A 22789-nucleotide genomic window follows, 5' to 3' on the forward strand; every position below is an offset into this window, starting at 1 on the left:
CCGTTATTTCCAAGATGTAGAAGATGATATTAAAAAATTGGTCCCTGAAGGTATTGTTGGACGTGTACCATATAAAGGTGAATTATTTGAAAGTATTCATCAGTTTGTTGGTGGCTTAAGAGCAGGTATGGGATATTGTGGAGCCAAGGATATTGCAACACTAAAAGAAACTGGTCGATTTGTAAAAATCACAGCCAGTGGTATTCATGAAAGTCATCCGCATGATGTTACTATTACCAAAGAGGCACCTAATTATTCCAGATAATCATGATAGCTTTAAAGCAGGTGTTCTAAATGCGCCTTAAAGTATTTGGCACTATCTGAAGCACTTTTGGTTGAGTTAACTGTAAAGTTGCCACCTTGTTCAATATAAAAGTATGCTAGGCCAGATTTTTTTGGATCTGGCAGTTCCTTAATATAGTCAATAGAGCCGTTTCCAAGTTCCGTGTAATCTCGAGACACCTTGTGCATATCCTTAATATGCCACATTACAAATCTACCAGGATGGTTTTCAATAAGTTGTTTTGGAGTGGAAAAGCCTTCATGCATGATCCAATACATATCTAATTGGAGTTTAACCAGTTTAGAATCTGTTGTATTGGTTATGATATCAAAACCATTTTTACCATTATCATTTTTAAATTCATACCCATGATTATGATAGGCGAAACCAAGTCCAGAATTGGTTACTCGTTCACCAATGATGTTAAGCTTATCACTCAGTTTTTTGTAATCTTCAATATTTCTATTTTCTGGTGCTAGCCAGGGCCAAACAATATATTTACTTTGCATTAGTAATGCTCCTTCAATAGTTTTATCTACATACTTTAATAATGTTTCATCCGACGCATTAAAATAATTTGCAAATGGATAATGACCACTGCTTATATTCAGGTTAAGATCATTTAAGATGGCTTTAAATGCTTTAGTTTTAAAGCCATAATAGGTGAGTTTTTTCTCATCATATCCATAATGTTCAAAATCTTGATATCCCATTGCTTTTAACTTTTTTAATGTGCTAATAGGATCTTTTGCCATTTCATCTCGAATAGAGTAAAGCTGATACCCTAATTTAAATCTAGAATTGGATTTACAAGAAGAAAGGGAAAACGGCAATAAACTATAAGCTCCTAAGGCTAAACTGGAAGTGATAAATTCTTTTCTATTCATAAGATTAAATATGATTTTTAGTCTAAATGACTTTTAATTTCTTTTGATATTTGATCAATCCAGATTTGGTTCTCTTCGATATTTTGACCGTGATTTGTTTCTGAATCATACTGTTTTTGCGTGTCTAAACAGTCTTTCCATAACCTTTTGTAAATTGTATAATAGGTATCAAAATTTGCTTCATTTTGATCAATCAACGTTTTAAATTCTTCGTTAATCTTTAAAGCGAAAAGCCCGGCAATATCAAAATGTAGTTGCTCGTATTTTAACAAAAAATCACTCTCTTTATAAACCCAAGACTCATCTGAGTAAAATAGAGCATTTACGTGAAGTGACTGGTAATTTTTAATAGTATTGTTTTCATCTACTTGAACTTCGTTTGGAAATATTTCTATTTTATAAGTGGTTTGAGCAAAGGCAACAACATTCAAGTTCGGTTTTGCCTTAAAGTTAGGCCATTCAAGATTTAAATTATTGGACCATGGAATTGTAGTTGATGTGTTTAAGTCGTTTTGACTAAAGGCTAAGAGACTAGTAACACATAACGTTACTAATAAGAGGTTTTGCATTGAAAATACTTTAATACAATCAAGTTACATCTTTTTTTGATATCGATATGCTATAAACCTTATCTTCGCTAAGGATTTTAATTACCAAATGATTAAAAACGATTATATCATTTTAGGCGCTGGCGCCTCAGGTTTAATGTTGGCATATCGCATGGCAACAGATGCTTTCTTTGATAATAAATCCATACTTATAATTGACCAATTTAAGGAAAAAGGGAATGATCGTACATGGTGCTTTTGGGAGGATAATGAAGGTGAATGGGATAATATCTTAACTAAAGAATGGTCTAAAATTTTCTTTGGTAGTAAGTCTTATTCTAATGAAATTGACATTTTACCTTATCATTATAAAATGATTCGAAGTAAAGATTTTTATGATCTACTTTGGTCTACAATAAACAAAAAATCGAATATCAATTTTATTGAAGATACGGTTTTGGATTCTAAAGAAGGGAGAGAAGGAGTAACGATTAAGACCACTAATTCAAGCTATTTTGGTTCTAAGGTGTTTAATAGTTTACCAGATCATAGCTTATATAATTCACAAGATAAATATCCGGTATTGCAACAACATTTTGTTGGATGGTTTGTTAAAACAGAATCAGAATTGTTTGATGATTCTGTAGCTAAGTTTATGGATTTTACGGTGCCGCAAAAAGGGAATACACGATTCATGTATGTCTTGCCTACGGATAAAAATACAGCCCTTTTTGAATATACTTTGTTTTCTAAAGACTTATTAGATTTATCGGAATATGATCTGGCCATAAAGAACTACTTACGAGAACATAATGTTGATAAGTATGAGATTATTGAAGTCGAAAAAGGATCCATTCCTATGACGTCTTATAAGTTTCATAAACGTAATTCTAAACATGTTTTAAATATAGGAACCGTTGGTGGATGGACTAAAGCAAGTACCGGGTATACCTTTAGGAATACTTCAAAAAAAACAAAAGATGTCGTAGAGTTTTTAAAGCGTAAAAGTGATCTTTCCCAATTTCAAAAGAGATCTAAATTTTGGTTTTATGATCTTATTTTTCTAGATGTTCTATCACATCACAACGATGAAGGTGCTGCTGTTTTTACCTCTATGTTTAGGAAGGCTAATATTAAAACTATTTTTAAGTTTTTAGACGAAGAATCTAATATAATTGAAGATTTAAGAATTATTTTAGCTGTACCTGCAAAACGATTTGTTCAAGCTTTTCTTAAAAGAATATTCTAGTTTTCAGAATATACTTGGCCACGATGTGGTTTTAACGCATCTCTTATGGGGATCATTTCAGATTCATTAACAACAAGATAGGCAATACTATGCATTTCGGTGTAAGTTTCAATACCAGTAATATCGATATCAAGCTGTTGTAATTTTATAAATTGATTTAAATGAATCAAATGATGTTCTGCGGTATTTTTGCTCAACGGGCCTCTGAAGTCCCAAATTAATTTAAGTCTACGCATTATTAACTGAAATACCTTTTTCAACAAAATTTTTGAAATTTCTCATGTAAGATTTAGTTTGTTTTTTAAATGCTCTAGGCATTAAAAAAAGCATGGCATTCATAGCAAAGTTAGTCGGCTCAAATTTATTTTCGCAAATCCATTTGGTATGACCCTGAGGTGTGAGTTCAAAATAATTCTGTTGAATATTTCTAACACCTTTAGTATTGTAAGTGGCATGAAACTCGTGTGGAAATTTTTGTTTTGTTATGGTCTCAATGAGTTCCATCTGGTGTTTTCCAAAATCATAATTTAATTTCATCTGAGCCCCAAATTTACCAGGTGTACCAGATATATGTTCTGCACTAACAAGGCCTTCTTGCCAATGCTTCATGTTATCTGTAGAATCCATTTTTTTAATGACCTCCTCCAAACCCTTTTTAATAATTATTTCGGTAGTATATTTCATTCAATTTAATAGGCTTCAAAGATATGTAAAAGGGTTTATACTTCGTTCATATTATCGATGTTCATACCAATTTAGAAGTTGTAATCAAGCTAAATAATGACTTTAAGTCAGCTTGTGAAATAAGTGATTTATATTATTTTTGCTGGACCTCTAATTTTAGACGTATTTGATATAAATAAATTACAGTTATAAAGAAAAATAAGATGGAATTGAAATTTAGATTATCGTTTTTATTATTGTTTATGTTTAGCCTTACTTTTTCTCAAGATAAGGATGAAGTTTTGCTAAGGGTTGACGGAGAACCCATTATGACTTCAGAATTTTTAAGAGTATATAATAAAAACTTAGATCTAGTTAAAGACGAAAGTCAAAAAGATGTTGATGGTTATTTAAAGTTATTTACAGAGTATCAATTAAAGTTAAAGGAGGCTAAGCGTTTAAAACTAGACGAAGATGCAAAATATCAACGTGAATTTTTACGCTATAAACAACAATTGACTAAAAATTACTTGTCCGAAAATAAGGTTACTGATGCATTAGTTAAAGAGGCTTATGACAGAAGTAATGTGGATATTAAAGCCTCTCATGTGTTAGTTCGATTAGATGAAAGTTCAAAAGATACGATAGAAGTATACAATCAAGTTTTGAAATTAAGAGAACGTTTACTTAAGGAGGGATTTGATACTGTAAAGGATGATATGCATAATGGTAAAACTATTTTTTTAGAAGACTTAGGGTATTTTTCAGCCTTCAAAATGGTTTATGATTTTGAAACTGCCGCCTATAATACTGCTAAAGGAGACATATCAATGCCTTTTAGAACCCAGTTTGGTTATCATGTTGTTCAGGTCAACGATAAACGACCTTCAAGAGGAACAATTACTGCCGCACATATCATGATTGCTTTAAAACAAAAAGACACGCTTTTAGATCCAGAACAGCGAATTAATGATATTTATAAAAAGATTCAACAAGGTGAAAATTTTGAATCTTTGGCGAAGCAGTTTTCTGATGACAAAAGTTCTGCAAAAAATGGAGGAGGTTTAAAGCCTTTTAAAAGCGGTCAATTAAGTTCTACTATTTTTGAAGATCAAGCTTTTGCTTTAAGTGAAGACGATCAGATAAGTCAGCCATTTAAAACTGAATATGGTTGGCATATTATAAAACGATTAAAACTCAAGCCAGTAGAATCTTTTGAAGAATTAAAACCTACCCTAGAATCTAGGGTAAAGCGCGATTCTAGATCTAAATTAATAAATGACGCCATGGTTAAGGAGTTAAAGAAACGTTATACTATTGTATTTAACAAAGTTGCAAAATCGTATTTTTCTCAACTTCTAACTAAAGAATATTTTGCACGCTCTTGGCGGCTTCCAGAAGAGTTTGAAAAGGAGACCATGGTCTTTTCAATAAATGACAAAGTATTTACCTATAATGAATTTGGTAGACATCTCATGTCTGCCCAGCGTGCCTATGCAAATCGTCCTACTGAGTTTTCTGAAGTTATTGATAAAGAACTAGACAAGTTTTTTGAACGCTCAATATTACATTATCGAGAGGATAATTTAGAATTAGAAAATGAGGATTTTGCCAATATATTGAAAGAGTATAGGGATGGATTGTTATTATTTGATTTGATGGAAAAGGAAATTTGGAATAAAGCCTCAAAAGATACTCTAGGATTAGCAGCGTATTTTCAAAAACATATCTCAAAATACCAATGGGATGAGCGTGTAGATGTCCTAATTGCATCTTCAGGAAATAGATTAAATGCAGAACAAGCTTTAAATTTAATGAAGAAGCAAAAGACAGAGAGTGAGATTAAAAGCATCCTAAATACTGAAAAAGAAAACAATATCATTTTTACTAAAGGAGTTTTTAATACAACCGATAGTAAACTTCCTAAAGATTTTGAAATTAAGGAAGGTATATCTAAAATATACGAGCACAACGCAGCCTTTCATGTTATAAATGTCTATAACATTGTTCCTGCAGGTGACAAAACTTTTGAAGAAGCTAAAGGGAATGTCATAAATGATTATCAAGAGCAATTAGAGAAAAACTGGATTGATAGTCTTTATGAAAACTTTAGTGTTGAGGTTAATAATAAGGAGCTACAAGCAGTGAAGGAAAAAATTAAAAATCAATAATTTTTTTGAAACAATCTTTTTCCATACTGTGTTTTGCTATTCTCTTTTGTGGTTGTGATTTTTTTAAAACCACTGATGATCGTCAACCTGTTGCGAGAGTAAATGATACGTATCTCTATGAGGAAGATATAGCTAACCTTATACCCAAAAGTGTAAGTAAAGAAGATAGTTTAGTATTAGTAAATGCCTACATTAATCGTTGGGCAAGACAGCTACTTCTAATGGATGGCGCCTTACTTAATCTTTCTGAAGATAAACAAAGTGAATTCTCAAAGCTCGTTGAGCAATACAAAAGCGATCTATTTACCAAAGCCTATTTAGAAGGTTTAGTTAAGAAAAATATTGATACGGTTGTTACTATTAGTGAAGCTAAGGTATTTTATGAATCCAATAGAGAATCTTTTAAGCTTAATGATGTTTTATTACAATTTAGATATGTGAGTTTACCACTGAATCCAGTGGGTTTAGATACCATTACTAAACGCTTTAAACGATTTGAAGCTAAGGATAAACGCTACCTAGATTCTATTTCTGTTCAATTTAAGTCTTATTCCTTAAACGATTCGTTATGGGTTAAGTATAATCAAGTTGCAGAGAAAGTAGCAGTCGTAAACCAGGAAAATAAAATTGATCTGTTAAAAAAATCTAATTTCTTACAACTCAAAGACTCAATAAACCTATATTTGATGCATGTTAATGACGTTAGATTACAAAATGAATACGCTCCTTTAGAGTATGTCTTACCGTCAATAAAACAGATCGTTATTAACAAAAGAAAGTTAGAGCTTATCAAGCAATTAGAAAATGATATTACAAAAGATGCCATTACAAACAACAAATTTGAAATATATAAGTAGTCTACTCGGATTGTTTTGCTTGTGCTTCACAACAATTGGACATGCTCAAGAAATTCTTCCAGATGAAGAAGAAGAAGCTGCACCACTATTGAAAAAGAAAGATGATCCTGGCAATAAATCTCGTATCAAAGCAGATGGAGTTGCGGCGGTTGTAGGTGATTACATCGTGTTAGAATCTGATTTGGATCGCGAGATTGCACAATTAGAAGCCCAAGGTGCTGACCTTCGAGGAAAGACGCGGTGCGAATTATTTGGAAGTCTACTTGAAAAGAAATTATATGCCCACCAGGCTGTACAGGATAGTGTTTTGGTTAATGAACTTTATATTCAATCATTAGTAGAACAGCAGATTCAGGGTATTATGGCGCAAACTCAAGGCGATATGGATGGCCTTATTAAATTTTACAAAAAAGATTCAGAACAGGCATTACGTGATGAAATGTTTGAGATCAATAAAAATGCATATCTCGCTAAAGAAATGCAGGATAAGGTGATATCTGATGTTGAGATTACACCAGAAGAGGTGAGAACATTTTTTAATGAGATACCAGAAGATGAGCGACCAACATTTGGTACAGAATTAAAGGTTGCTCAAATTGTTGTGATTCCAGAAGTAACTGAAGAAGCAAAGCAGGCTGTTATCGATAAATTGAAGGAGTTTAAAAAAGATGTTGAAGAAAATGGTTCAAGTTTTACAACAAAAGCATTGTTCTATTCTGAAGATACAGGTTCAAAAAATAACGGAGGTTTACTACCGACAATGAACAGAAAGCAGCCTCGAATGGTAAAGGAGTTTAGAGATGTTGCTTTTAATTTACAAGAAGGAGAAATTTCAGATCCATTTGAAACGGACTTTGGTTATCATATTATTTACTTGGAGAAGATTCGAGGTCAAGAATACGATGTTAGGCACATCTTATTAAGACCAAAATTATCTCAAGCGGCTATTCAAAAGGCTAAAGATGAAATTGATTTGGTTAGAGAAAAAATTGTGGCAGGTCAAATTAGTTTCGCTGAGGCAGCCAGAGAATTTAGTGATGAAAAAGAAACAAAATTCGAAGGAGGTCAATTAACAAATCCAACAACTCAAGATTTTAATTTTGAGCTCACCAAAATGGATACCGAGCTTTATACTCAGATTCAAGGATTAAAGGATGGGGAAATTAGTCCAGTTATTCAAGACGAGGATAGAGTCAACACGATAAAGTTTAAAATCATGACTGTAACGGACAGAATCGATGATCATAAAGCAGATTTTGCCAGAGATTATTTAAAAATCAAGGATTTAGCACTTTACGATAAACAGATAAAGGCTATAGAAAAATGGCAAAAAGAAGCTATTCTAGAAACTTATATTAAAATTAATGGGGAGTATAGAGATTGTGATTATCAAAGTAATTGGTTAAAAACAGAATAGTTTATGTCAGATGTTGCGATTATTGAGAATTTTGTCGAGAAATACAAGGCTTTAAAAGAAGAAATAGCCAAGGTTATTGTTGGTCAAGAACGTGCTGTTGATCAAATACTAATATCAATCTTTTCTGGAGGTCATTCACTTTTAATTGGTGTGCCTGGATTGGCAAAGACCTTAATGGTAAATACCATTGCTCAGGCCCTTGGGTTAGATTTTAAGCGCATTCAATTTACTCCAGATTTAATGCCTAGTGATATATTAGGAAGTGAAATTCTTGATGAGAATCGCCAGTTCAAGTTCATCAAAGGTCCAATTTTTGCAAACATTATTCTAGCTGATGAGATTAATAGAACACCGCCAAAAACTCAGGCAGCGTTATTAGAAGCAATGCAAGAACGTGCAGTTACGGTTGCTGGACATCAATATAAATTAAGTCTACCGTATTTTGTATTGGCTACGCAAAATCCTATAGAGCAAGAAGGAACTTATCCCTTACCAGAAGCACAATTAGACCGATTTATGTTTGCTATTAACTTAGAGTATCCTTCTTTTGAGGAAGAGGTCGAAGTAGTTAAGGCGACAACCACAGATGCACAATTATCCGTTGATGCTTTGTTTGCAGCTCAAGAGATTCTTGATTTTCAAAATGTGATCAGACGTGTTCCTGTTGCAGACAATGTGGTTGAATATGCGGTTTCCTTAGTGGGTAAAACAAGGCCGAAAGCAAGTTCAGCAGCTTCTATAGTCAAGGATTTTGTAGGTTGGGGTGCTGGACCAAGAGCATCTCAAAATTTAATTTTAGCCGCTAAAACACACGCAGTAACTAAGGGGAAGTTTTCACCAGATATAGAAGATATACAGGCTGTTGCAACCGGAATCCTAAGACACAGAATTATCAAAAACTACAAAGCTGAGGCCGAAGGGGTGACTGACGAAAAGATTATTGAAAGTCTATTCTAAAATTCAGATTTATTCTAAATAAGCTCAATTGTTAAATTATCAGGATTTAATCAGTATGACTGTTAATATTTTAATTTAATGAAAATATTTACCTTCATTTATGATTTAAATTTAAAGAATTTACGATTTTGTTACATTTTTTTAAAAATCTTTTGAAATTCGTATTTTTGCTGGACGAAAAAATAAATTTATCAACCTTATAAATAAACGATAATGGCATTTGACATTGATATGATTAAAAAGGCTTATGCAAACATGACTGAGCGTGTTGATTCTGCACGTGAGATTGTTGGTAAGCCATTAACCCTTTCAGAAAAAATATTATACTCTCATTTATGGGATGGGAAGCCTACTCAGATCTTCGCTAGAGGTAAAGATTATGTAGATTTTGCACCAGATCGTGTGGCTTGTCAAGATGCTACTGCTCAAATGGCACTATTACAATTTATGCAGGCAGGGAAGCCTAAGGTAGCAGTGCCAACCACAGTACATTGTGACCACTTAATTCAAGCGAAGGAAGGGGCAGCAACAGACTTAAAACATGCTAATAACACAAGTAGTGAAGTATTTAATTTTTTAGAGTCAGTTTCTAATAAATATGGCATTGGATTTTGGAAACCTGGTGCTGGTATTATTCATCAAGTAGTATTAGAAAACTATGCGTTTCCAGGTGGTATGATGATTGGTACAGACTCTCATACTGTTAATGCTGGAGGCTTAGGAATGGTGGCTATTGGAGTAGGTGGTGCTGATGCTGTAGATGTTATGGCTGGTATGGCTTGGGAATTAAAATTCCCTAAACTCATTGGTGTAAGATTAACTGGAAAGTTATCTGGTTGGACAGCACCTAAGGATGTTATTTTAAAGGTTGCTGAGATATTAACCGTAAAGGGCGGTACTGGTGCTATTGTAGAATATTTTGGACCAGGAGCTTTATCCATGTCTTGTACTGGTAAAGGAACTATTTGTAATATGGGAGCAGAAATTGGAGCAACTACATCGACGTTTGGATACGATGATTCAATGGAACGTTATTTAAGAGCAACAGATAGAGCTGATGTTGCTGATGAAGCTAACAAAATAAAAGAATATTTAACCGCAGATGCTGAAGTATATGCTAACCCAGAGCAGTATTTTGATCAGGTAATTGATATAAATTTATCAGAATTAGGACCACTATTAAATGGACCATTTACTCCAGATTTATCTACTGAAGTTGGAAGTGATATGACGGATAAGGCTAAAGCCAACGATTGGCCAATGCAAGTAGAATGGGGTTTAATCGGATCTTGTACTAATTCATCGTATGAAGATTTATCTCGAGCATCATCAATTGCACAACAAGCTTTAGACAAAGGATTAAAAACAAAAGCTGAGTTCGGCATTAATCCAGGTTCAGAGCAGGTGCGTTACACAGCGGAGCGTGATGGTATTCTAGATGTATTTGAAAAGTTAGACGCTAAAATATTCACTAATGCATGTGGTCCATGTATTGGACAATGGGCACGTTACAACGATCCAAAGAATGCTCCTAAAAATAGTATAGTGCACTCATTTAACAGAAACTTTGCGAAGCGTGCTGATGGTAATCCAAACACACATGCCTTTGTTGCATCACCTGAAATTACGGCAGCTATCGCTATTGCAGGGCGCTTAGATTTTAACCCAATAACAGATACTTTAATCAATGAAAATGGGGAAGAGGTGATGTTAGATGAGCCAACAGGATGGGAATTACCACCTAAAGGATTTGATGTTAAAGAAAATGGTTATTTAGAACCAGTGGCAGATGGAAGTGGAGTAGTAGTTACTGTAAATCCAGAATCAGAACGTTTACAGTTGTTAACTCCTTTTGAGCCAATAGGTGATGCAGTAACCGGTGCTAAATTATTAATTAAAGCTTTAGGTAAGTGTACTACTGATCATATCTCCATGGCAGGTCCTTGGTTACGATTTAGAGGCCATTTAGATAATATTGCTAATAACACACTAATAGGTGCAGTAAATGCTTTTAATAAGAAAACTAATTTTGTCAAGAATCAATTAACTGGTGAATATGGTGGTGTGCCAGATACTCAGCGCGATTATAAAAAGAATGGTGTTTGGTCCGTTGTTGTTGGAGATCATAATTATGGCGAAGGTTCATCAAGAGAACATGCAGCTATGCAACCAAGACATCTTGGAGTTGCAGCTGTAATTGTAAAATCTTTTGCAAGAATTCATGAAACGAATTTAAAGAAACAAGGAATGTTAGGTTTAACATTTGCTAACGAAGCAGATTATGATTTAATCCAAGAGGATGATACGTTCAATTTTCTTGATCTTAATGAGTTTGCGCCTGGAAAACCACTTCACGTTGAAGTTGTTCATTTAGACGGTTCAAAAGATACTATTGCATTAAATCACACGTATAATGATTCTCAAATTGAGTGGTATAATGAAGGTTCTGCATTGAATTTAATTAAAAAGCAGAATGCTTAATTAAAATACTAATTTGTAATGAACAGAACTCCCAGTTTACAACTGGGAGTTTTTTTTTGCCTATTGAAAGGTATTACTTATAAATGCGACACAAGATGCAACGCAATAAATCTTAATTAGTCATGAATGTAATATGGGTATTTGAAGACATCAATCTATTAAACCTACTTTGCCCGCATAAGTTCAAGCAATATAAAGCCTGTCAAGATTTTGATGCTTATAAGAAAAGCGATTACATTTATTTTGAAGAAGATGCTGCCAACAAGGTATATTTAATCGAAAAGGGTAAAGTTAAAATCGGTTATTATAATAAAGATGGTACTGAAGTTGTTAAAGCGATATTAAGACAAGGTGAACTTTTTGTAGAAAAGGCTATTCTCGGTGAGGAAAGGCGAGATGAATTTGCCCAATCTTTGGATAATAATACATCCATTTGTCCAGTTGGTGTAAGTACAATGCATGATTTGATGAGAGATAATAAAACTTTTAGTCTTAGAATTTATAAGTTCATAGGGTTTAAATTCAAAAAGTTAGAACGTAGGCTTCAATTATTACTTTTTAAAGATTCTAAAACTCGATTGATGGAATTTTTACAAGAACTTTGTGAAGATTATGGATACCATTACGATACAACAGGAGATCATATTATCAATAATCCCTATACACAAAGGGATATAGCCGCGCTAATCGGTATATCCCGACCAACGCTAAATATTTTGATGAACGAACTTAGGGAGGATAGAATTATTGATTTTAATAGAAAGCAAATTAGGATTTATCAAACTTCTGCTTAAATTAGTTATTAATGAAGGCTAAACTCACAAAGCGCAATATTCTTTTCTTAATTATTATTGCCATTTTTATAATTCCGCAGACCAGGCAACCTATTCAGGTACTTTTACATAAAGGGCTAAGTTTTGTTAATCAATCTTCAATAATTGATAGTGACGATCGAGTTAAGGTAAATTATGAAGGATGGAATTTAAAATCGGATAATAATTATGTCCTAAATTTTGATGATACAAAAGGTAAAGTTGTTGTTTTAAATTTTTGGGCAACTTGGTGTCCTCCTTGTATTGCGGAAATGCCAAGCCTTCAAGCTCTATATAACGATTATAAAGGTGATGTTGTTTTTGTTTTTTCTACGACTGACGATTTTGAAACTGTGAAAAATTTTAAGGAGAAGCGTGATTTTACATTTGAGGTATTTAGACCAACTAGAAATGTACCTCCAGAGCTACACACTTCAAGTATCCCTAGAACTTTTATAATCAATAAAAAAGGTGAAATTGTTGTTGATGAATCTGGAGCTGTAGATTGGAATAGTGCTACTGTTAGAAGTCAACTAGATCAATTTTTATCAGAATAGGTTATTTAAAGTATTTAAACGGAACGATAAGCATCCCAAAGTTTTCACCCTTATTTTTACCTAGATGTTTATGGTGGATTTTGTGTGCACGGCGAACACCACGAGCATATTTGTTATCTATATTACGTAACAATTTAAAACGCTGATGAATGAATATATCATGAACAATAAAATAGGCCATACCATAAAATAAAATACCCAGCCCAATAGGAAGGGTGAACCAAACACCTTCATAGTTCCACAAATAGAAACAACCCATGCTCACAACAGCATAAAAAATAAAAAAAGCATCATTACGCTCAAACCAGCTATCATGATCCTTATGATGATGGTCTTTATGTAAGCTCCATAGAAATCCGTGCATGATATACTTATGTGTAAACCACGCATTAAACTCCATGATGCAGAAAGTTAGTAATAAAATGGCTATCCAAAGTGCAATTTGCATAATTAAGCAGGTATTATAAAAGGTTTAATTGATATTTTACATAACTCCTCGTAAGAAGCTCTATTTTCTTATAATTTGGAACTCTAATTCGGGCTGATTTTATCTCTAAAGCAGGTGTATTTTTTAGTTTTTGTAATAACTTATTGTAATAACGATATGCCATAAACACTCCAAATCGCGCCTCTAAAGGTAACTTTTTAATCCCTTGTAATCCCTTTGAAAAGTCATTTTCAATATCACTAATAATGGCTTGTTTTGAGACTTCGTCTAAGTGATTTAGGTCTGTATTTGGGAAATAGGTTCTACTTAGGTCTTCAAAATCTGCTTTTAGGTCTCTCAGAAAATTTACTTTTTGAAATGCAGAGCCTAAACTCATTGCCGAGTTTTTTAAATCTTCATACTTGGTATTATCACCCTTAACAAAAACCTTTAAACACATTAATCCCACGACATCGGCTGAACCATAGATGTAATTTTTATATTCTTCCTCTGTTAGGTAATCTTTTTTGTAAAGGTCTAAACGCATACTATTCATAAATGCATCTACTAAAGGCTTATCTATATTGTATTTGTGATAGGTTTCCTGAAAAGCGTTTAATATAGGGTTGAGGCTAATCTTATCAATTAAAGCATTTTCCAATTCTTTTTCAAAATTTCTAAAAAGCTTTTCTTTATCGTAATTATGGAAAGTATCAACTATTTCGTCTGCCAATCTAACAAACCCATATATATTATATATATCTTGTCTAATGCAATCTGATAGCATTTTAGTGGCCATAGAAAATGATGTGCTGTAAGCATTAGTAACAAGCTTGCTGCAATTTTTTGAGACGTTATCAAAAATTGATTTCATAGAATGTGTGCTTAAAATTAAACTTCATTTTTTTCAATCAGTTCTGCCACAAGCTTTCCTGATATTAAAGAAGGTGGAACACCAGGTCCAGGAACTGTTAATTGTCCTGTAAAGTATAAACCATCTACTTTTTTACTTTTTAATTTTGGTCTTAAAAAAGCAGTCTGCCGTAAGGTATTTGCCATACCATAGGCATTGCCTTTGTACGAGTTATATTCACTTATAAAATCATTAACACAAAATGATTCTTTAAAAAGTATATGTTCTAGAATATTTTGACCTGTACGCTTTTCAAATCTATTGATAATTAAGTCAAAATATTGATCTCTTAGCTCAGGAGTGTCTTCTAATCCTGGTGCGATTGGGATGAGAAAAAATCCTGTTTCGCAGCCTTCAGGTGCCATACTTAAATCCGTTACTGATGGAAAGTTAACATAAAATAATGGATTTTCGGGCCATTTGGGGTCATCATATATATTTTCTGCATGGATTTCGAAGTCGGTATCGAAGAATAAATTATGGTGTTCAATGTTTATTAGTTTCTTGTTAAAGCCAACATAAAATAATAAAGATGAAGGGGCAAAAGTGCGTTTGCTCCAATAAGTTTCTGAGTATTGTCTATATGGTTTCGCTAATAATGATTCGGTGTGATGGTAATCTGCACCACTTAAAATTACATCGGATTCGATTTGTTTTCCGTTAACACTTATACTAGCTGCCTTATTAGCGATCACATTAATTTTTTCAACAGTACAATTGGTATTTATAGTAACACCTAAACTTTCCGCAAGATTTTTCATGGCCTTAATTATTTCGTACATACCACCTTTTGGGTGCCATGTTCCCAAACCAAAATCTGCAAAATTCATAAAACTATAGAATGAAGGTGTTTGATTAGGTTTTGCACCTAAAAATAGTACAGGAAATTCTAAAGTTGAAATGAGCTTAGGGTTTTTAAATTTTTTACGAACTTCTGTACTAATCGTTTTAAAAAAGCGATCAACCCTTGTTACAGTATCTTTAGTGACCAATTCAAATGGCGAAACACCAGGTTTAAGAACTACTTTATTAATGGCTATATCATAATGTTCTTGAGCTTGAGCAATAAATTTTCTAAGTGGTTTAGAACTGCCACTTTCAATTCGTTCAAATTCTTCACAAATTTGATCCATATGATCGCCAATAGTTATGATCTCATCTGAAAAAAAGATTTTATAAGCGGGGCTTAACTTGTCTAGCTGGTAATAATCACTTGTTTTTTTATCAAAATCATTGAAAAACTTTTCGAAGATATCAGGCATCCAATACCAACTCGGACCAATATCAAATGTGAATCCGTCTTTTAGGAGTTGTCTGGCTCTTCCGCCAACAGTTGGATTCTTTTCAAAAACTGAAACTTTGTGTCCCTCTTTAGCCAAATAACAAGCGGCCGAGAGTGCGGAAAACCCCGAACCAATTATTGAAACTGATTTACTCATAACGTTTTAAACAGATCTTGTATACTCATAAATGCTGAAACACCTTTGGGTAAATTATTTAAATTTAAGGTATTCAGCATTTTACCTAAAATCCAAAGTTCTATTTTATCATTCGTTAGTATTAATTCCCGGAAATCTTCCAGATATTGATTTATCTGTGCTTTTTCTGGTTTAACCGTGAAGTACGATATGAATATAATTTCGTCGTAATATTTTTTTAAATCCGCCAAACTATCGGCAGGAACACTCATACCTAAAAATATAGATTGATAACCTTTTGCTACGAGTTGATAGTTGATAAACATCAATCCTAATTCGTGGATTTCATTTTCTGGTAAATACAATACAAAAGTCTTTTTAGATTTATTTATCTGTTTAGACTGAATCTTTTCTGTATTAATGAGAATCTTTTGACGAATAAAGGAAGTTAAGAAATGCTCATGAGAAGGTGTTATAGTGTCAGTTTGCCATAAGAGTCCTATTTCTGTTAATAGTGGAATAAATATATCATAGAAAATATCAACAAAATCCTTTTCTCTCAGCAGTGATTCGTATGTATTATAAAATAAGCCTTGATCAAAATTAAGCATAGAAAGCTTAAAGGCATTAATCGCATGGCCTTCTAAGTTACTTTCAGCAGCAATCTCTCTAACTAAAATCGGAATTTTATGTTCTTCCATTTTGGCAATCTTCGAGATTTTATAACCATTATTATTGAGGTAACTTACATTGAGTAACTTTTGAAAGCTTGCAAGACTGTAATATCTAATATTTGTATCAGTACGTTTTGGTTGTAACAAATTGTAGCGTTTCTCCCATATTCTGATGGTATGCGCTTTGATCCCTGTGAGATTCTCAAGGTCTTTGATACTAAACTGATTTTTAATATTGTTCATTTTTTAATAAAAATGTTTAAACAAAAATAAGGTTTATACAGATAAATACAGTAGAATTAACAAAATTTAAATAAAAATATAATGTTAATTAGATCTATGATGTTAATAAATTAGGGCAGGAAGGGGAGTTTTAGAAAAGTGCACACGAGAAGACTCGAACTTCCACGACCTAAACGGTCACTGGCCCCTCAAGCCAGCGCGTCTACCAATTCCGCCACGTGTGCAATTATGAATACTATAAAAATAAGAAAAGCTAAGCAAAAGCTTAACTTTTCTTGTGACCGGGCTGGGGCTCGAACCCAGGACCCTCTCCTTAAAAGGGAGATGCTCTACCAACTGAGCTACCCGGTCAATAAGTGGTTCTCTGTAACGAGGGTGCAAATATAAAATGTTTAATTAATAAAACAATACTTTTTTTGCTTAAATTTTTGTTTTTTTGTACTTAATGCTTCTACTGAATTCATAATCAAAATATAAGCGTAATGAGAGTTGTTTTTATGGGATACATGGGGTCTGGAAAATCCACAATTGGAAAAAAGCTCGCTCGTGTTTTGAAATACGAATTTATTGATTTGGATGAGTATATTTCTGATAAAGAAAGAGCTTCAATTCCAGAAATTTTTGCCAATAGAGGTGAAATCTATTTCAGAAAGAAAGAGACAATATATTTAAATGAGATCTTAAGTAGTAAAGAAGACGTAGTTTTAGCTTTAGGTGGCGGTACGCCTTGTTATGCCAGTAATCTTAATACAATCAAAGCTAGTGAAGAGACTTCTTCTTTTTATTTAAAGCTTTCAATTCCTTCCTTAGTTAAGCGGTTATTCCTAGAGAAACAAAATCGGCCACTCATAAGTCATTTAGAAACTACAGATGAATTATCAGAATTTATAGGGAAGCATCTGTTTGAAAGAACGCAGTTTTACAATCAGGCGCAGTACATTTTAAATGCAGATGACTTAACTCAAAAAGATATTTTAGAAGATATTCTTTTGAAATTAATCTAAATAGGCCTCATAGGGTTGTTTAGAAATGTTGACATGAACATGTTCAAATAAAGATGTCGATAATGAAATACCTTTAAAATCTGCCTTAACCGGATATTTTTTGTGATTACGGTTAACTAAGACTGCTGTTTTAAATCGTTTCAACGGTACATCTAAAAAATGTTTAATGCCATATATTAGAGTACTTCCTGAATTTAAAACATCATCAATCAGCACAAGCGATTTGTTGGTGTAGTCTTCTTTTTTAATTGATGTTGTAATTGGCTCTGTCGGAGCCTCTTTATTGATATTAACTTTACAAAGGCTAGATTCAATATTAGAAATCTGATCGAGTTGTTGCTTAATTTTTTTTGCTAAGATGTAACCGTTAGTTTCAATTCCAGCAATCACAATTTCAGTTTCATTAGCATTACTTTCATAAATTTGATATGCAATACGCCTTATTTTATGTTCAATTTCTTGGTGACTTAAAATTGTATTTTTAGTTAATGCCATTCGGTTAGTTTCAAATATTAATCCTGTACTTCTTTCAACTTCTCAAAGATAAAAAACAGTTCTTTACCATCACGCGGTTTAATTGAATTAAATGATCGTTCAAGAACCTTTACATTAAACAATAGATCGAATAGGTTTTGATATTCATTCCTCGTTCCACCAAAAGGCGGGCCTTGTTGGGTAAGTTCAAAATCAAATAACAAACCAACGAGTTTCCCTTTGAATCCTAGTATTTTATGCATCTTTTGAGCATATTTTGGTCTTAAGATAGGATTTAAAGCACAGAAGAAAGTCTGTTCTAAGACTAAATCAAAAGTTATATTCAAGTCAAAAAAATTCATGTGTAGAAGTTGTGCATCAGGAAAATCTGGAACCCTACTTTTGAGGTTTAGTAACGGTGTTTTTGCTATATCAAGGACAAAAATATTTTTAAAACCATTGTTCCATAAGTATTCAGCTTCATAACCATTACCTGCACCTGGAATTAAAATCTTAACTGATTTATCATTTAATTGATCTATATAAGTTTTAATTGGTGTAGTGGGATAGCCAATGTTCCAGCCTATACTATTAGTTTGGTAACGAAAGTCCCAGTAATGTTCATTTAATTCATTCTTCTTCATAGAAATCATCTATATCGCGTCGATCTTTCTTAGTTGGTCTACCGGTGCCTTTTTTTCGATAGTAATCCTTACTATATTTTAAAAGCTCTTGTGCCTCAAAGGCTTCTTTTGGTGTTGTGTCTGTACGATAAATATCAACAAGTTTAGCACCGACTCGATTTGGCGGTAAATCATTTACAGTTAATTTATAGCTAATTTGATTTTTTCTTAGTTCTATTTTATCCGTCGCATAAACTTCCCTTGAAGGCTTAACTGCGGTGCCATTCAATTTAATTTGCCCTTTTTTGCATGCTTGTGTTGCCATATTACGGGTTTTATAGTACCTAACACACCACAAAAATTTATCAATTCGCATATATTTTTTAACTAAAAACTACGTTAATCTTATTGTGCAAAAGTATTATAAAATTGTATCTTGCACCCGTAAAATGAGCAATAATGAACTGAATAGAGCTAGAAGACAATCTCTATTTCTAACGCTGAGAAAATGAAATTAAAATTTCTAAAATTATTACTGTGTGCCATAGCTTTAATTATGGTCTTTATTTCGTGTGGAGATGATGATGAATCTAATCGAACGATTGTAATTAGAGACAGAGCAGAACAACAAGCCGCTGATAGAGATTCTATAATGGATTACTTATCAACGCATTATTATAATTCTAGTTTGTTTGAAAGTGGATCTAACCACAGAATTGATGACATAATTATCACAGAGCTCGCAGAAGGTGAAACGGTTCCTGATGGCAGTACTTTATTACTAGATGCAATTGAAACTAGAACGACCGTATTTGATGATACTGATTATGAGTATTATTTCCTTAGCTTAAATGAAGGTGGCGGAGATTCACCAAATTTTACAGATAGAGTAAGAGTTCGATACGAAGGATATTTAGAAGTTGATGGTGAAGTCTTTGATGGTGTAGCTACACCAGAAGATTTCCCTATGCAAGGCATCGGTTTTTCGGGTGGTGTAATAAGAGGATGGCAATTAATTTTACCAGAATTTAGTGTTGCTGAGAGTTTTTTTAATGGCTCGGATGGTATTACAAATTATAATAATTACGGTCTTGGCATGATGTTTATTCCTTCTGGTTTGGCATACTTTGCTGGCTCTCAAGGCGGCATACCTTCTTATTCGAACTTAATTTTTAAATTTGAATTATTGCAATATGAAATTGATGATCATGATAATGATGGAATTCCTTCTTACATTGAAGATTATAACATGAATTTAGATGTTAATGACGAAGATACCGATGAAGATGAAATTCCTGATTATTTTGACGTAGATGATGATGGTGATGGAATTTTAACAATATTTGAGGATATTGATGGTGATGGTGATCCAACAAATGATATTGGTGTAAATGGGATACCTAATTATTTGGATCCCGAAGAGACAGAATCAAATCAAGATTCTTAATATAAAATTTAATTGACCACAAAGAAGCCGCTATTTAGCGGCTTTTTTATTTCTGCAAAAATATCTACTTCTATTGCTATAGAGCTATTGATAAACTTAAAATAAGATGATCTGGTCTTGTATCAATTCTACTGGCCATTCCAGTTCCAAGGTTATTATTAATAAAATTAGCTTCATTATCCTTAAAGCCACGCTCATATCTTAAATCGATCCCAACCTTATTTAAGTTGAGGCCAATTCCAAAGTTTAAGCCTACAGTGAATTCATCAGCTACATTGCTAATGTTTATACCATCAAATTCAGTGTCTAGAATATATTGAAGTGATGGTCCACCAAACACGCTTACTGGTCCTAATACTTTTAAACCAACTAATAACGGTGCATCAATTTTCTTGATTTTAAAGTCATTACTCTCGTAATCACTTTTTGTGGCTGTATAGACTAATTCTGGTTTAAAGTAAAGTTTATCCCCAATTTTACCAAAAACACCTACATGATAACCAATATTACGGTTTGGACTTTTCGCATTATCTCCAATGGACTCAAAATAGTCTCCATTAGCACTATAATTTAGACCTCCTTTGATGCCGAAAGCACTGCTATTTTGGGCATTAAGACTAAAGCCAATTAAAGCCAACAAAGCAGCAAATAAGGCCGACTTTTTAAAATTTTTCATAATGTTCGTTTTTAAGATTAGATGACTAAAATCAAAAACGTTGCCAAAATGAACTTATTTTCTTTTAAGTACTGTTTTTGCAGCTTTCAGGATGGCTTCACTATTTAAACCATACTTTTCCATAAGCTGTGCAGGAGTGCCAGATTCACCAAATGTGTCTTGCGTTGCAACAAATTCTTGAGGAGTTGGATTGTGCTGTGCCAGAACTCTGGCAACACTTTCGCCAAGTCCACCTAAGAAGTTATGCTCTTCTGCCGTTACAATACATCCAGTTTTATTCACTGATTCTAAAATAGCTTTATCATCTAGTGGTTTAATGGTGTGAATGTTTATAACCTCGGCGCTAATGCCACTTTCGTGTAGTGCTTTAGCAGCTTCTAGAGCTTCCCAAACTAGGTGCCCAGTTGCAACAAGAGTTACGTCATTTCCATCAATAAGTTTAACCGCTTTACCAATGTTAAAATCGCCATTTTCAGGAGTAAAGTTTGGGACTTTTGGTCTTCCAAAACGTAAGTAAACTGGTCCGTGATGCTTCGCAATAGCCAAAGTTGCAGCCTTGGTTTGATTATAATCGCAAGTGTTTATAACCGTCATTCCAGGTAACATTTTCATTAAACCAATGTCTTCTAATATTTGGTGTGTTGCACCGTCTTCACCTAAAGTTACACCAGCGTGAGAAGCACAAATTTTCACATTTTTATCTGAGTAAGCAACGCTTTGTCTTATTTGATCATAAACACGACCGGTCGAAAAATTTGCAAATGTTCCTGTAAATGGAATTTTTCCTCCTATAGTCATACCTGCCGCAATACCAATCATGTTTGCTTCTGCAATACCAACTTGAAAAAAGCGTTCAGGATGATTGGCTTTAAACTCATCCATCTTTAGAGATCCTGTAAGATCGGCGCATAGAGCAACGACATTTTCATTGGTTTTTCCAAGTTCCGTTAATCCAGCTCCAAAACCAGAGCGCGTATCTTTATTTCCTGTATTCGTATAAGTTTTCATTAGTTCTGATTCTTAAAATTAATAGTCCCCTAAAGTTTCTGTATTTTGAGCTAAACCAATTTCCAGTTGCTCGTCGTTAGGTGCTTTACCATGCCACGCATGGGTATGCATCATAAAATCAACGCCATTACCCATAACAGTTTTTAATAAAACACAAACAGGTTTTCCTTTTCCGGTTAAGGTTTTGGCTTTTGCCATACCATCAAGAATTGCTTTAATATTGTTTCCTTCTTCAATTTCGATGACTGTCCATCCGAAAGCTTCAAATTTACCTTTAACACTTCCTAAAGGTAAAACGTCATCAGTTGAACCATCAATTTGTTGACCATTCAAATCTATAGTGGCAATAAGGTTATCGATCTTTCTGGCAGAAGCATACATTATAGCCTCCCAATTTTGTCCTTCTTGCAATTCTCCATCTCCATGTAGGCTGTAAACCAAATGATTATCGCTATTTAACTTTTTAGCTTCCGCTGCCCCAATGGCAACCGACATACCTTGACCTAAGGAACCAGATGCTATTCTAACTCCCGGTAAACCTTCGTGTGTTGTAGGATGTCCTTGTAGACGAGAATCTATAAGTCTAAACGTATTAAGTTCATCAACTGGAAAAAAGCCAGCCCTTGCAAGCACACTGTAATAAACAGGCGATATATGACCATTAGATAAGAAGAATAAGTCTTCACCAATGCCATCCATACTAAAATCTTTATGTGTTTCCATAACCTCATTGTATAGGGAAACAAAGAATTCAGCACAGCCTAAGGAACCTCCTGGGTGACCAGAATTAACCCTGTGTACCATTCTTAAAATATCTCTTCGGACCTGTGTAGTTAAATCTTCTAACTCTTGAATATTAGACATGTTTTATCAGATAAAATTAATGCTGCAAAAATAGTTTTTTATAAAAGCTTAACAAAAGGGGAATGTTTACACTTATTAACGATTTTTAGGATTTGCTAACAATTTTAAATTTTATTAAGATGTCAATGTTATAGAG

25 protein-coding genes and 2 tRNA genes are annotated in these 22789 nt (G+C 33.4%); 11 read left to right on the plus strand and 16 right to left on the minus strand.

What is annotated here, in order from left to right; translation table 11 throughout:
* Window positions 1-265: IMP dehydrogenase (locus HRU49_RS04815; RefSeq protein WP_296354711.1), on the plus strand; the 265-nt coding region annotated here is incomplete at its 5' end.
* 11 nt (window positions 266-276) lie between these two features.
* Here HRU49_RS04815 and HRU49_RS04820 read toward each other — a convergent pair.
* Together HRU49_RS04820 and HRU49_RS04825 are read right to left on the minus strand one after the other, a co-directional pair.
* The gene (locus HRU49_RS04820; protein ID WP_296354713.1) at window positions 277-1170 is read right to left on the minus strand and encodes a TIM barrel protein; all 894 of its coding nucleotides are present in this window, start codon (window positions 1168-1170) and stop codon (window positions 277-279) included.
* A 17-nt stretch (window positions 1171-1187) separates the two neighbouring features.
* Window positions 1188-1739: a hypothetical protein gene (locus HRU49_RS04825; RefSeq protein ID WP_296354715.1), complete on the minus strand. Its 552-nt coding sequence runs from the start codon at window positions 1737-1739 to the stop codon at window positions 1188-1190.
* A gap of 88 nt (window positions 1740-1827) precedes the next feature.
* On the opposite strand from HRU49_RS04825, the gene HRU49_RS04830 reads away from it, so the two are divergent.
* Window positions 1828-2967 carry a lycopene cyclase family protein gene (locus HRU49_RS04830; protein ID WP_296354716.1) on the plus strand — a complete coding sequence of 380 codons (1140 nt, stop codon included), beginning with the start codon at window positions 1828-1830 and terminating at the stop codon, window positions 2965-2967.
* Here the strand turns inward: HRU49_RS04830 and HRU49_RS04835 are convergent.
* Window positions 2964-3203 (minus strand): hypothetical protein, encoded by a 240-nt coding sequence (locus HRU49_RS04835; RefSeq protein ID WP_296354718.1) that lies wholly within the window; start codon window positions 3201-3203, stop codon window positions 2964-2966. The genes HRU49_RS04830 and HRU49_RS04835 overlap by 4 nt on opposite strands.
* A complete protein-coding gene (locus HRU49_RS04840) occupies window positions 3196-3651 on the minus strand; it encodes an SRPBCC family protein (RefSeq protein WP_296354720.1) in 456 nt (151 codons plus the stop codon). The genes HRU49_RS04835 and HRU49_RS04840 overlap by 8 nt, the downstream gene beginning before the upstream one ends.
* A 203-nt stretch (window positions 3652-3854) precedes the next feature.
* On the opposite strand from HRU49_RS04840, the gene HRU49_RS04845 reads away from it, so the two are divergent.
* From HRU49_RS04845 to HRU49_RS04875, 7 genes are all read left to right on the plus strand, one after another.
* A complete protein-coding gene (locus HRU49_RS04845; RefSeq protein WP_296354722.1) occupies window positions 3855-5801 on the plus strand; it encodes a peptidylprolyl isomerase in 1947 nt (648 codons plus the stop codon).
* 5 nt (window positions 5802-5806) lie between these two features.
* On the plus strand, window positions 5807-6658 hold the full coding sequence (locus HRU49_RS04850) for a peptidyl-prolyl cis-trans isomerase (RefSeq protein WP_296354724.1): 852 nt from the start codon (window positions 5807-5809) through the stop codon (window positions 6656-6658).
* On the plus strand, window positions 6606-8075 hold the full coding sequence (locus HRU49_RS04855) for a peptidylprolyl isomerase (RefSeq protein WP_296354726.1): 1470 nt from the start codon (window positions 6606-6608) through the stop codon (window positions 8073-8075). Before HRU49_RS04850 ends, HRU49_RS04855 begins: the two co-directional genes overlap by 53 nt.
* 3 nt (window positions 8076-8078) lie before the next feature.
* The gene (locus tag HRU49_RS04860; protein WP_296354728.1) at window positions 8079-9032 is read left to right on the plus strand and encodes a MoxR family ATPase; all 954 of its coding nucleotides are present in this window, start codon (window positions 8079-8081) and stop codon (window positions 9030-9032) included.
* Between the two features lie 213 nt (window positions 9033-9245).
* Window positions 9246-11513 (plus strand): aconitate hydratase, encoded by a 2268-nt coding sequence (locus HRU49_RS04865; protein WP_296354731.1) that lies wholly within the window; start codon window positions 9246-9248, stop codon window positions 11511-11513.
* Between the two features lie 122 nt (window positions 11514-11635).
* On the plus strand, window positions 11636-12307 hold the full coding sequence (locus HRU49_RS04870; RefSeq protein ID WP_296354732.1) for a Crp/Fnr family transcriptional regulator: 672 nt from the start codon (window positions 11636-11638) through the stop codon (window positions 12305-12307).
* Between the two features lie 11 nt (window positions 12308-12318).
* Window positions 12319-12882: a TlpA disulfide reductase family protein gene (locus HRU49_RS04875; RefSeq protein ID WP_296354734.1), complete on the plus strand. Its 564-nt coding sequence runs from the start codon at window positions 12319-12321 to the stop codon at window positions 12880-12882.
* A 1-nt stretch (window position 12883) separates the two neighbouring features.
* Here HRU49_RS04875 and HRU49_RS04880 read toward each other — a convergent pair whose 3' ends face one another.
* From HRU49_RS04880 to HRU49_RS04905, 6 genes are all read right to left on the minus strand, one after another.
* Window positions 12884-13330, minus strand: coding sequence for a sterol desaturase family protein (locus HRU49_RS04880; protein ID WP_296354737.1), 447 nt, complete (start codon window positions 13328-13330; stop codon window positions 12884-12886).
* Window positions 13331-13343: 13 nt separating this feature from the next.
* A complete protein-coding gene (locus tag HRU49_RS04885; protein WP_296354739.1) occupies window positions 13344-14183 on the minus strand; it encodes a phytoene/squalene synthase family protein in 840 nt (279 codons plus the stop codon).
* Window positions 14184-14200: 17 nt separating this feature from the next.
* The gene (gene crtI / locus HRU49_RS04890) at window positions 14201-15661 is read right to left on the minus strand and encodes a phytoene desaturase family protein (RefSeq protein WP_296354741.1); all 1461 of its coding nucleotides are present in this window, start codon (window positions 15659-15661) and stop codon (window positions 14201-14203) included.
* A complete protein-coding gene (locus HRU49_RS04895; RefSeq protein WP_296354743.1) occupies window positions 15658-16557 on the minus strand; it encodes a MerR family transcriptional regulator in 900 nt (299 codons plus the stop codon). Before HRU49_RS04895 ends, crtI begins: the two co-directional genes overlap by 4 nt.
* Window positions 16558-16696: 139 nt before the next feature.
* Window positions 16697-16781 (minus strand) — tRNA-Leu (locus HRU49_RS04900).
* Between the two features lie 54 nt (window positions 16782-16835).
* A tRNA-Lys gene (locus HRU49_RS04905) sits at window positions 16836-16908 on the minus strand.
* A 131-nt stretch (window positions 16909-17039) separates the two neighbouring features.
* Here HRU49_RS04905 and HRU49_RS04910 point away from each other — a divergent pair.
* Complete coding sequence (locus HRU49_RS04910; RefSeq protein ID WP_296354745.1) at window positions 17040-17561, plus strand: shikimate kinase; 522 nt, start codon at window positions 17040-17042, stop codon at window positions 17559-17561.
* On the opposite strand, the gene HRU49_RS04915 is transcribed toward HRU49_RS04910, so the two are convergent.
* From HRU49_RS04915 to HRU49_RS04925, 3 genes are read right to left on the minus strand one after another with little or no spacing between them, the layout of a single operon-like run.
* Complete coding sequence (locus HRU49_RS04915; protein ID WP_296354747.1) at window positions 17553-18056, minus strand: phosphoribosyltransferase family protein; 504 nt, start codon at window positions 18054-18056, stop codon at window positions 17553-17555. The two genes, HRU49_RS04910 and HRU49_RS04915, sit on opposite strands and share 9 nt — an antisense overlap.
* A gap of 17 nt (window positions 18057-18073) precedes the next feature.
* A complete protein-coding gene (locus HRU49_RS04920; protein WP_296354749.1) occupies window positions 18074-18679 on the minus strand; it encodes an SAM-dependent methyltransferase in 606 nt (201 codons plus the stop codon).
* Entirely contained in the window at window positions 18666-19034 is a 369-nt protein-coding gene (locus tag HRU49_RS04925; RefSeq protein WP_296354751.1) for a S4 domain-containing protein, read from the minus strand. The genes HRU49_RS04920 and HRU49_RS04925 overlap by 14 nt, the downstream gene beginning before the upstream one ends.
* Before the next feature lie 132 nt (window positions 19035-19166).
* On the opposite strand from HRU49_RS04925, the gene HRU49_RS04930 reads away from it, so the two are divergent.
* Window positions 19167-20105 (plus strand): FKBP-type peptidyl-prolyl cis-trans isomerase, encoded by a 939-nt coding sequence (locus HRU49_RS04930; RefSeq protein WP_296354752.1) that lies wholly within the window; start codon window positions 19167-19169, stop codon window positions 20103-20105.
* 76 nt (window positions 20106-20181) lie between these two features.
* Here HRU49_RS04930 and HRU49_RS04935 read toward each other — a convergent pair whose 3' ends face one another.
* From HRU49_RS04935 to HRU49_RS04945, 3 genes are read right to left on the minus strand one after another with little or no spacing between them, the layout of a single operon-like run.
* A complete protein-coding gene (locus tag HRU49_RS04935) occupies window positions 20182-20781 on the minus strand; it encodes an outer membrane beta-barrel protein (RefSeq protein WP_296354755.1) in 600 nt (199 codons plus the stop codon).
* Window positions 20782-20835: 54 nt separating this feature from the next.
* Complete coding sequence (locus tag HRU49_RS04940) at window positions 20836-21789, minus strand: transketolase C-terminal domain-containing protein (protein ID WP_296354757.1); 954 nt, start codon at window positions 21787-21789, stop codon at window positions 20836-20838.
* Between the two features lie 18 nt (window positions 21790-21807).
* A complete protein-coding gene (locus tag HRU49_RS04945; protein ID WP_296354759.1) occupies window positions 21808-22653 on the minus strand; it encodes a transketolase in 846 nt (281 codons plus the stop codon).
* Between the last annotated feature and the right edge of the window lie 136 nt (window positions 22654-22789).

It is taken from the genome of Winogradskyella sp. (assembly GCF_013213975.1).
Classification (GTDB): domain Bacteria; phylum Bacteroidota; class Bacteroidia; order Flavobacteriales; family Flavobacteriaceae; genus Winogradskyella.

Coding starts and splice junctions, on each gene's coding strand:
- HRU49_RS04820 (WP_296354713.1), bottom strand. CDS start 1,170: ATGAATAGAAAAGAATTTATCACTTCCAGTTTAGCCTTAGGAGCTTAT.
- HRU49_RS04825 (WP_296354715.1), bottom strand. CDS start 1,739: ATGCAAAACCTCTTATTAGTAACGTTATGTGTTACTAGTCTCTTAGCC.
- HRU49_RS04935 (WP_296354755.1), bottom strand. CDS start 20,781: ATGAAAAATTTTAAAAAGTCGGCCTTATTTGCTGCTTTGTTGGCTTTA.
- HRU49_RS04915 (WP_296354747.1), bottom strand. CDS start 18,056: ATGGCATTAACTAAAAATACAATTTTAAGTCACCAAGAAATTGAACAT.
- HRU49_RS04930 (WP_296354752.1), top strand. CDS start 19,167: ATGAAATTAAAATTTCTAAAATTATTACTGTGTGCCATAGCTTTAATT.
- HRU49_RS04830 (WP_296354716.1), top strand. CDS start 1,828: ATGATTAAAAACGATTATATCATTTTAGGCGCTGGCGCCTCAGGTTTA.
- HRU49_RS04845 (WP_296354722.1), top strand. CDS start 3,855: ATGGAATTGAAATTTAGATTATCGTTTTTATTATTGTTTATGTTTAGC.
- crtI (WP_296354741.1), bottom strand. CDS start 15,661: ATGAGTAAATCAGTTTCAATAATTGGTTCGGGGTTTTCCGCACTCTCG.
- HRU49_RS04880 (WP_296354737.1), bottom strand. CDS start 13,330: ATGCAAATTGCACTTTGGATAGCCATTTTATTACTAACTTTCTGCATC.
- HRU49_RS04835 (WP_296354718.1), bottom strand. CDS start 3,203: ATGCGTAGACTTAAATTAATTTGGGACTTCAGAGGCCCGTTGAGCAAA.
- HRU49_RS04925 (WP_296354751.1), bottom strand. CDS start 19,034: ATGCGAATTGATAAATTTTTGTGGTGTGTTAGGTACTATAAAACCCGT.
- HRU49_RS04910 (WP_296354745.1), top strand. CDS start 17,040: ATGAGAGTTGTTTTTATGGGATACATGGGGTCTGGAAAATCCACAATT.
- HRU49_RS04875 (WP_296354734.1), top strand. CDS start 12,319: ATGAAGGCTAAACTCACAAAGCGCAATATTCTTTTCTTAATTATTATT.
- HRU49_RS04870 (WP_296354732.1), top strand. CDS start 11,636: ATGAATGTAATATGGGTATTTGAAGACATCAATCTATTAAACCTACTT.
- HRU49_RS04885 (WP_296354739.1), bottom strand. CDS start 14,183: ATGAAATCAATTTTTGATAACGTCTCAAAAAATTGCAGCAAGCTTGTT.
- HRU49_RS04840 (WP_296354720.1), bottom strand. CDS start 3,651: ATGAAATATACTACCGAAATAATTATTAAAAAGGGTTTGGAGGAGGTC.
- HRU49_RS04940 (WP_296354757.1), bottom strand. CDS start 21,789: ATGAAAACTTATACGAATACAGGAAATAAAGATACGCGCTCTGGTTTT.
- HRU49_RS04855 (WP_296354726.1), top strand. CDS start 6,606: ATGATATTACAAAAGATGCCATTACAAACAACAAATTTGAAATATATA.
- HRU49_RS04865 (WP_296354731.1), top strand. CDS start 9,246: ATGGCATTTGACATTGATATGATTAAAAAGGCTTATGCAAACATGACT.
- HRU49_RS04860 (WP_296354728.1), top strand. CDS start 8,079: ATGTCAGATGTTGCGATTATTGAGAATTTTGTCGAGAAATACAAGGCT.
- HRU49_RS04895 (WP_296354743.1), bottom strand. CDS start 16,557: ATGAACAATATTAAAAATCAGTTTAGTATCAAAGACCTTGAGAATCTC.
- HRU49_RS04920 (WP_296354749.1), bottom strand. CDS start 18,679: ATGAAGAAGAATGAATTAAATGAACATTACTGGGACTTTCGTTACCAA.
- HRU49_RS04945 (WP_296354759.1), bottom strand. CDS start 22,653: ATGTCTAATATTCAAGAGTTAGAAGATTTAACTACACAGGTCCGAAGA.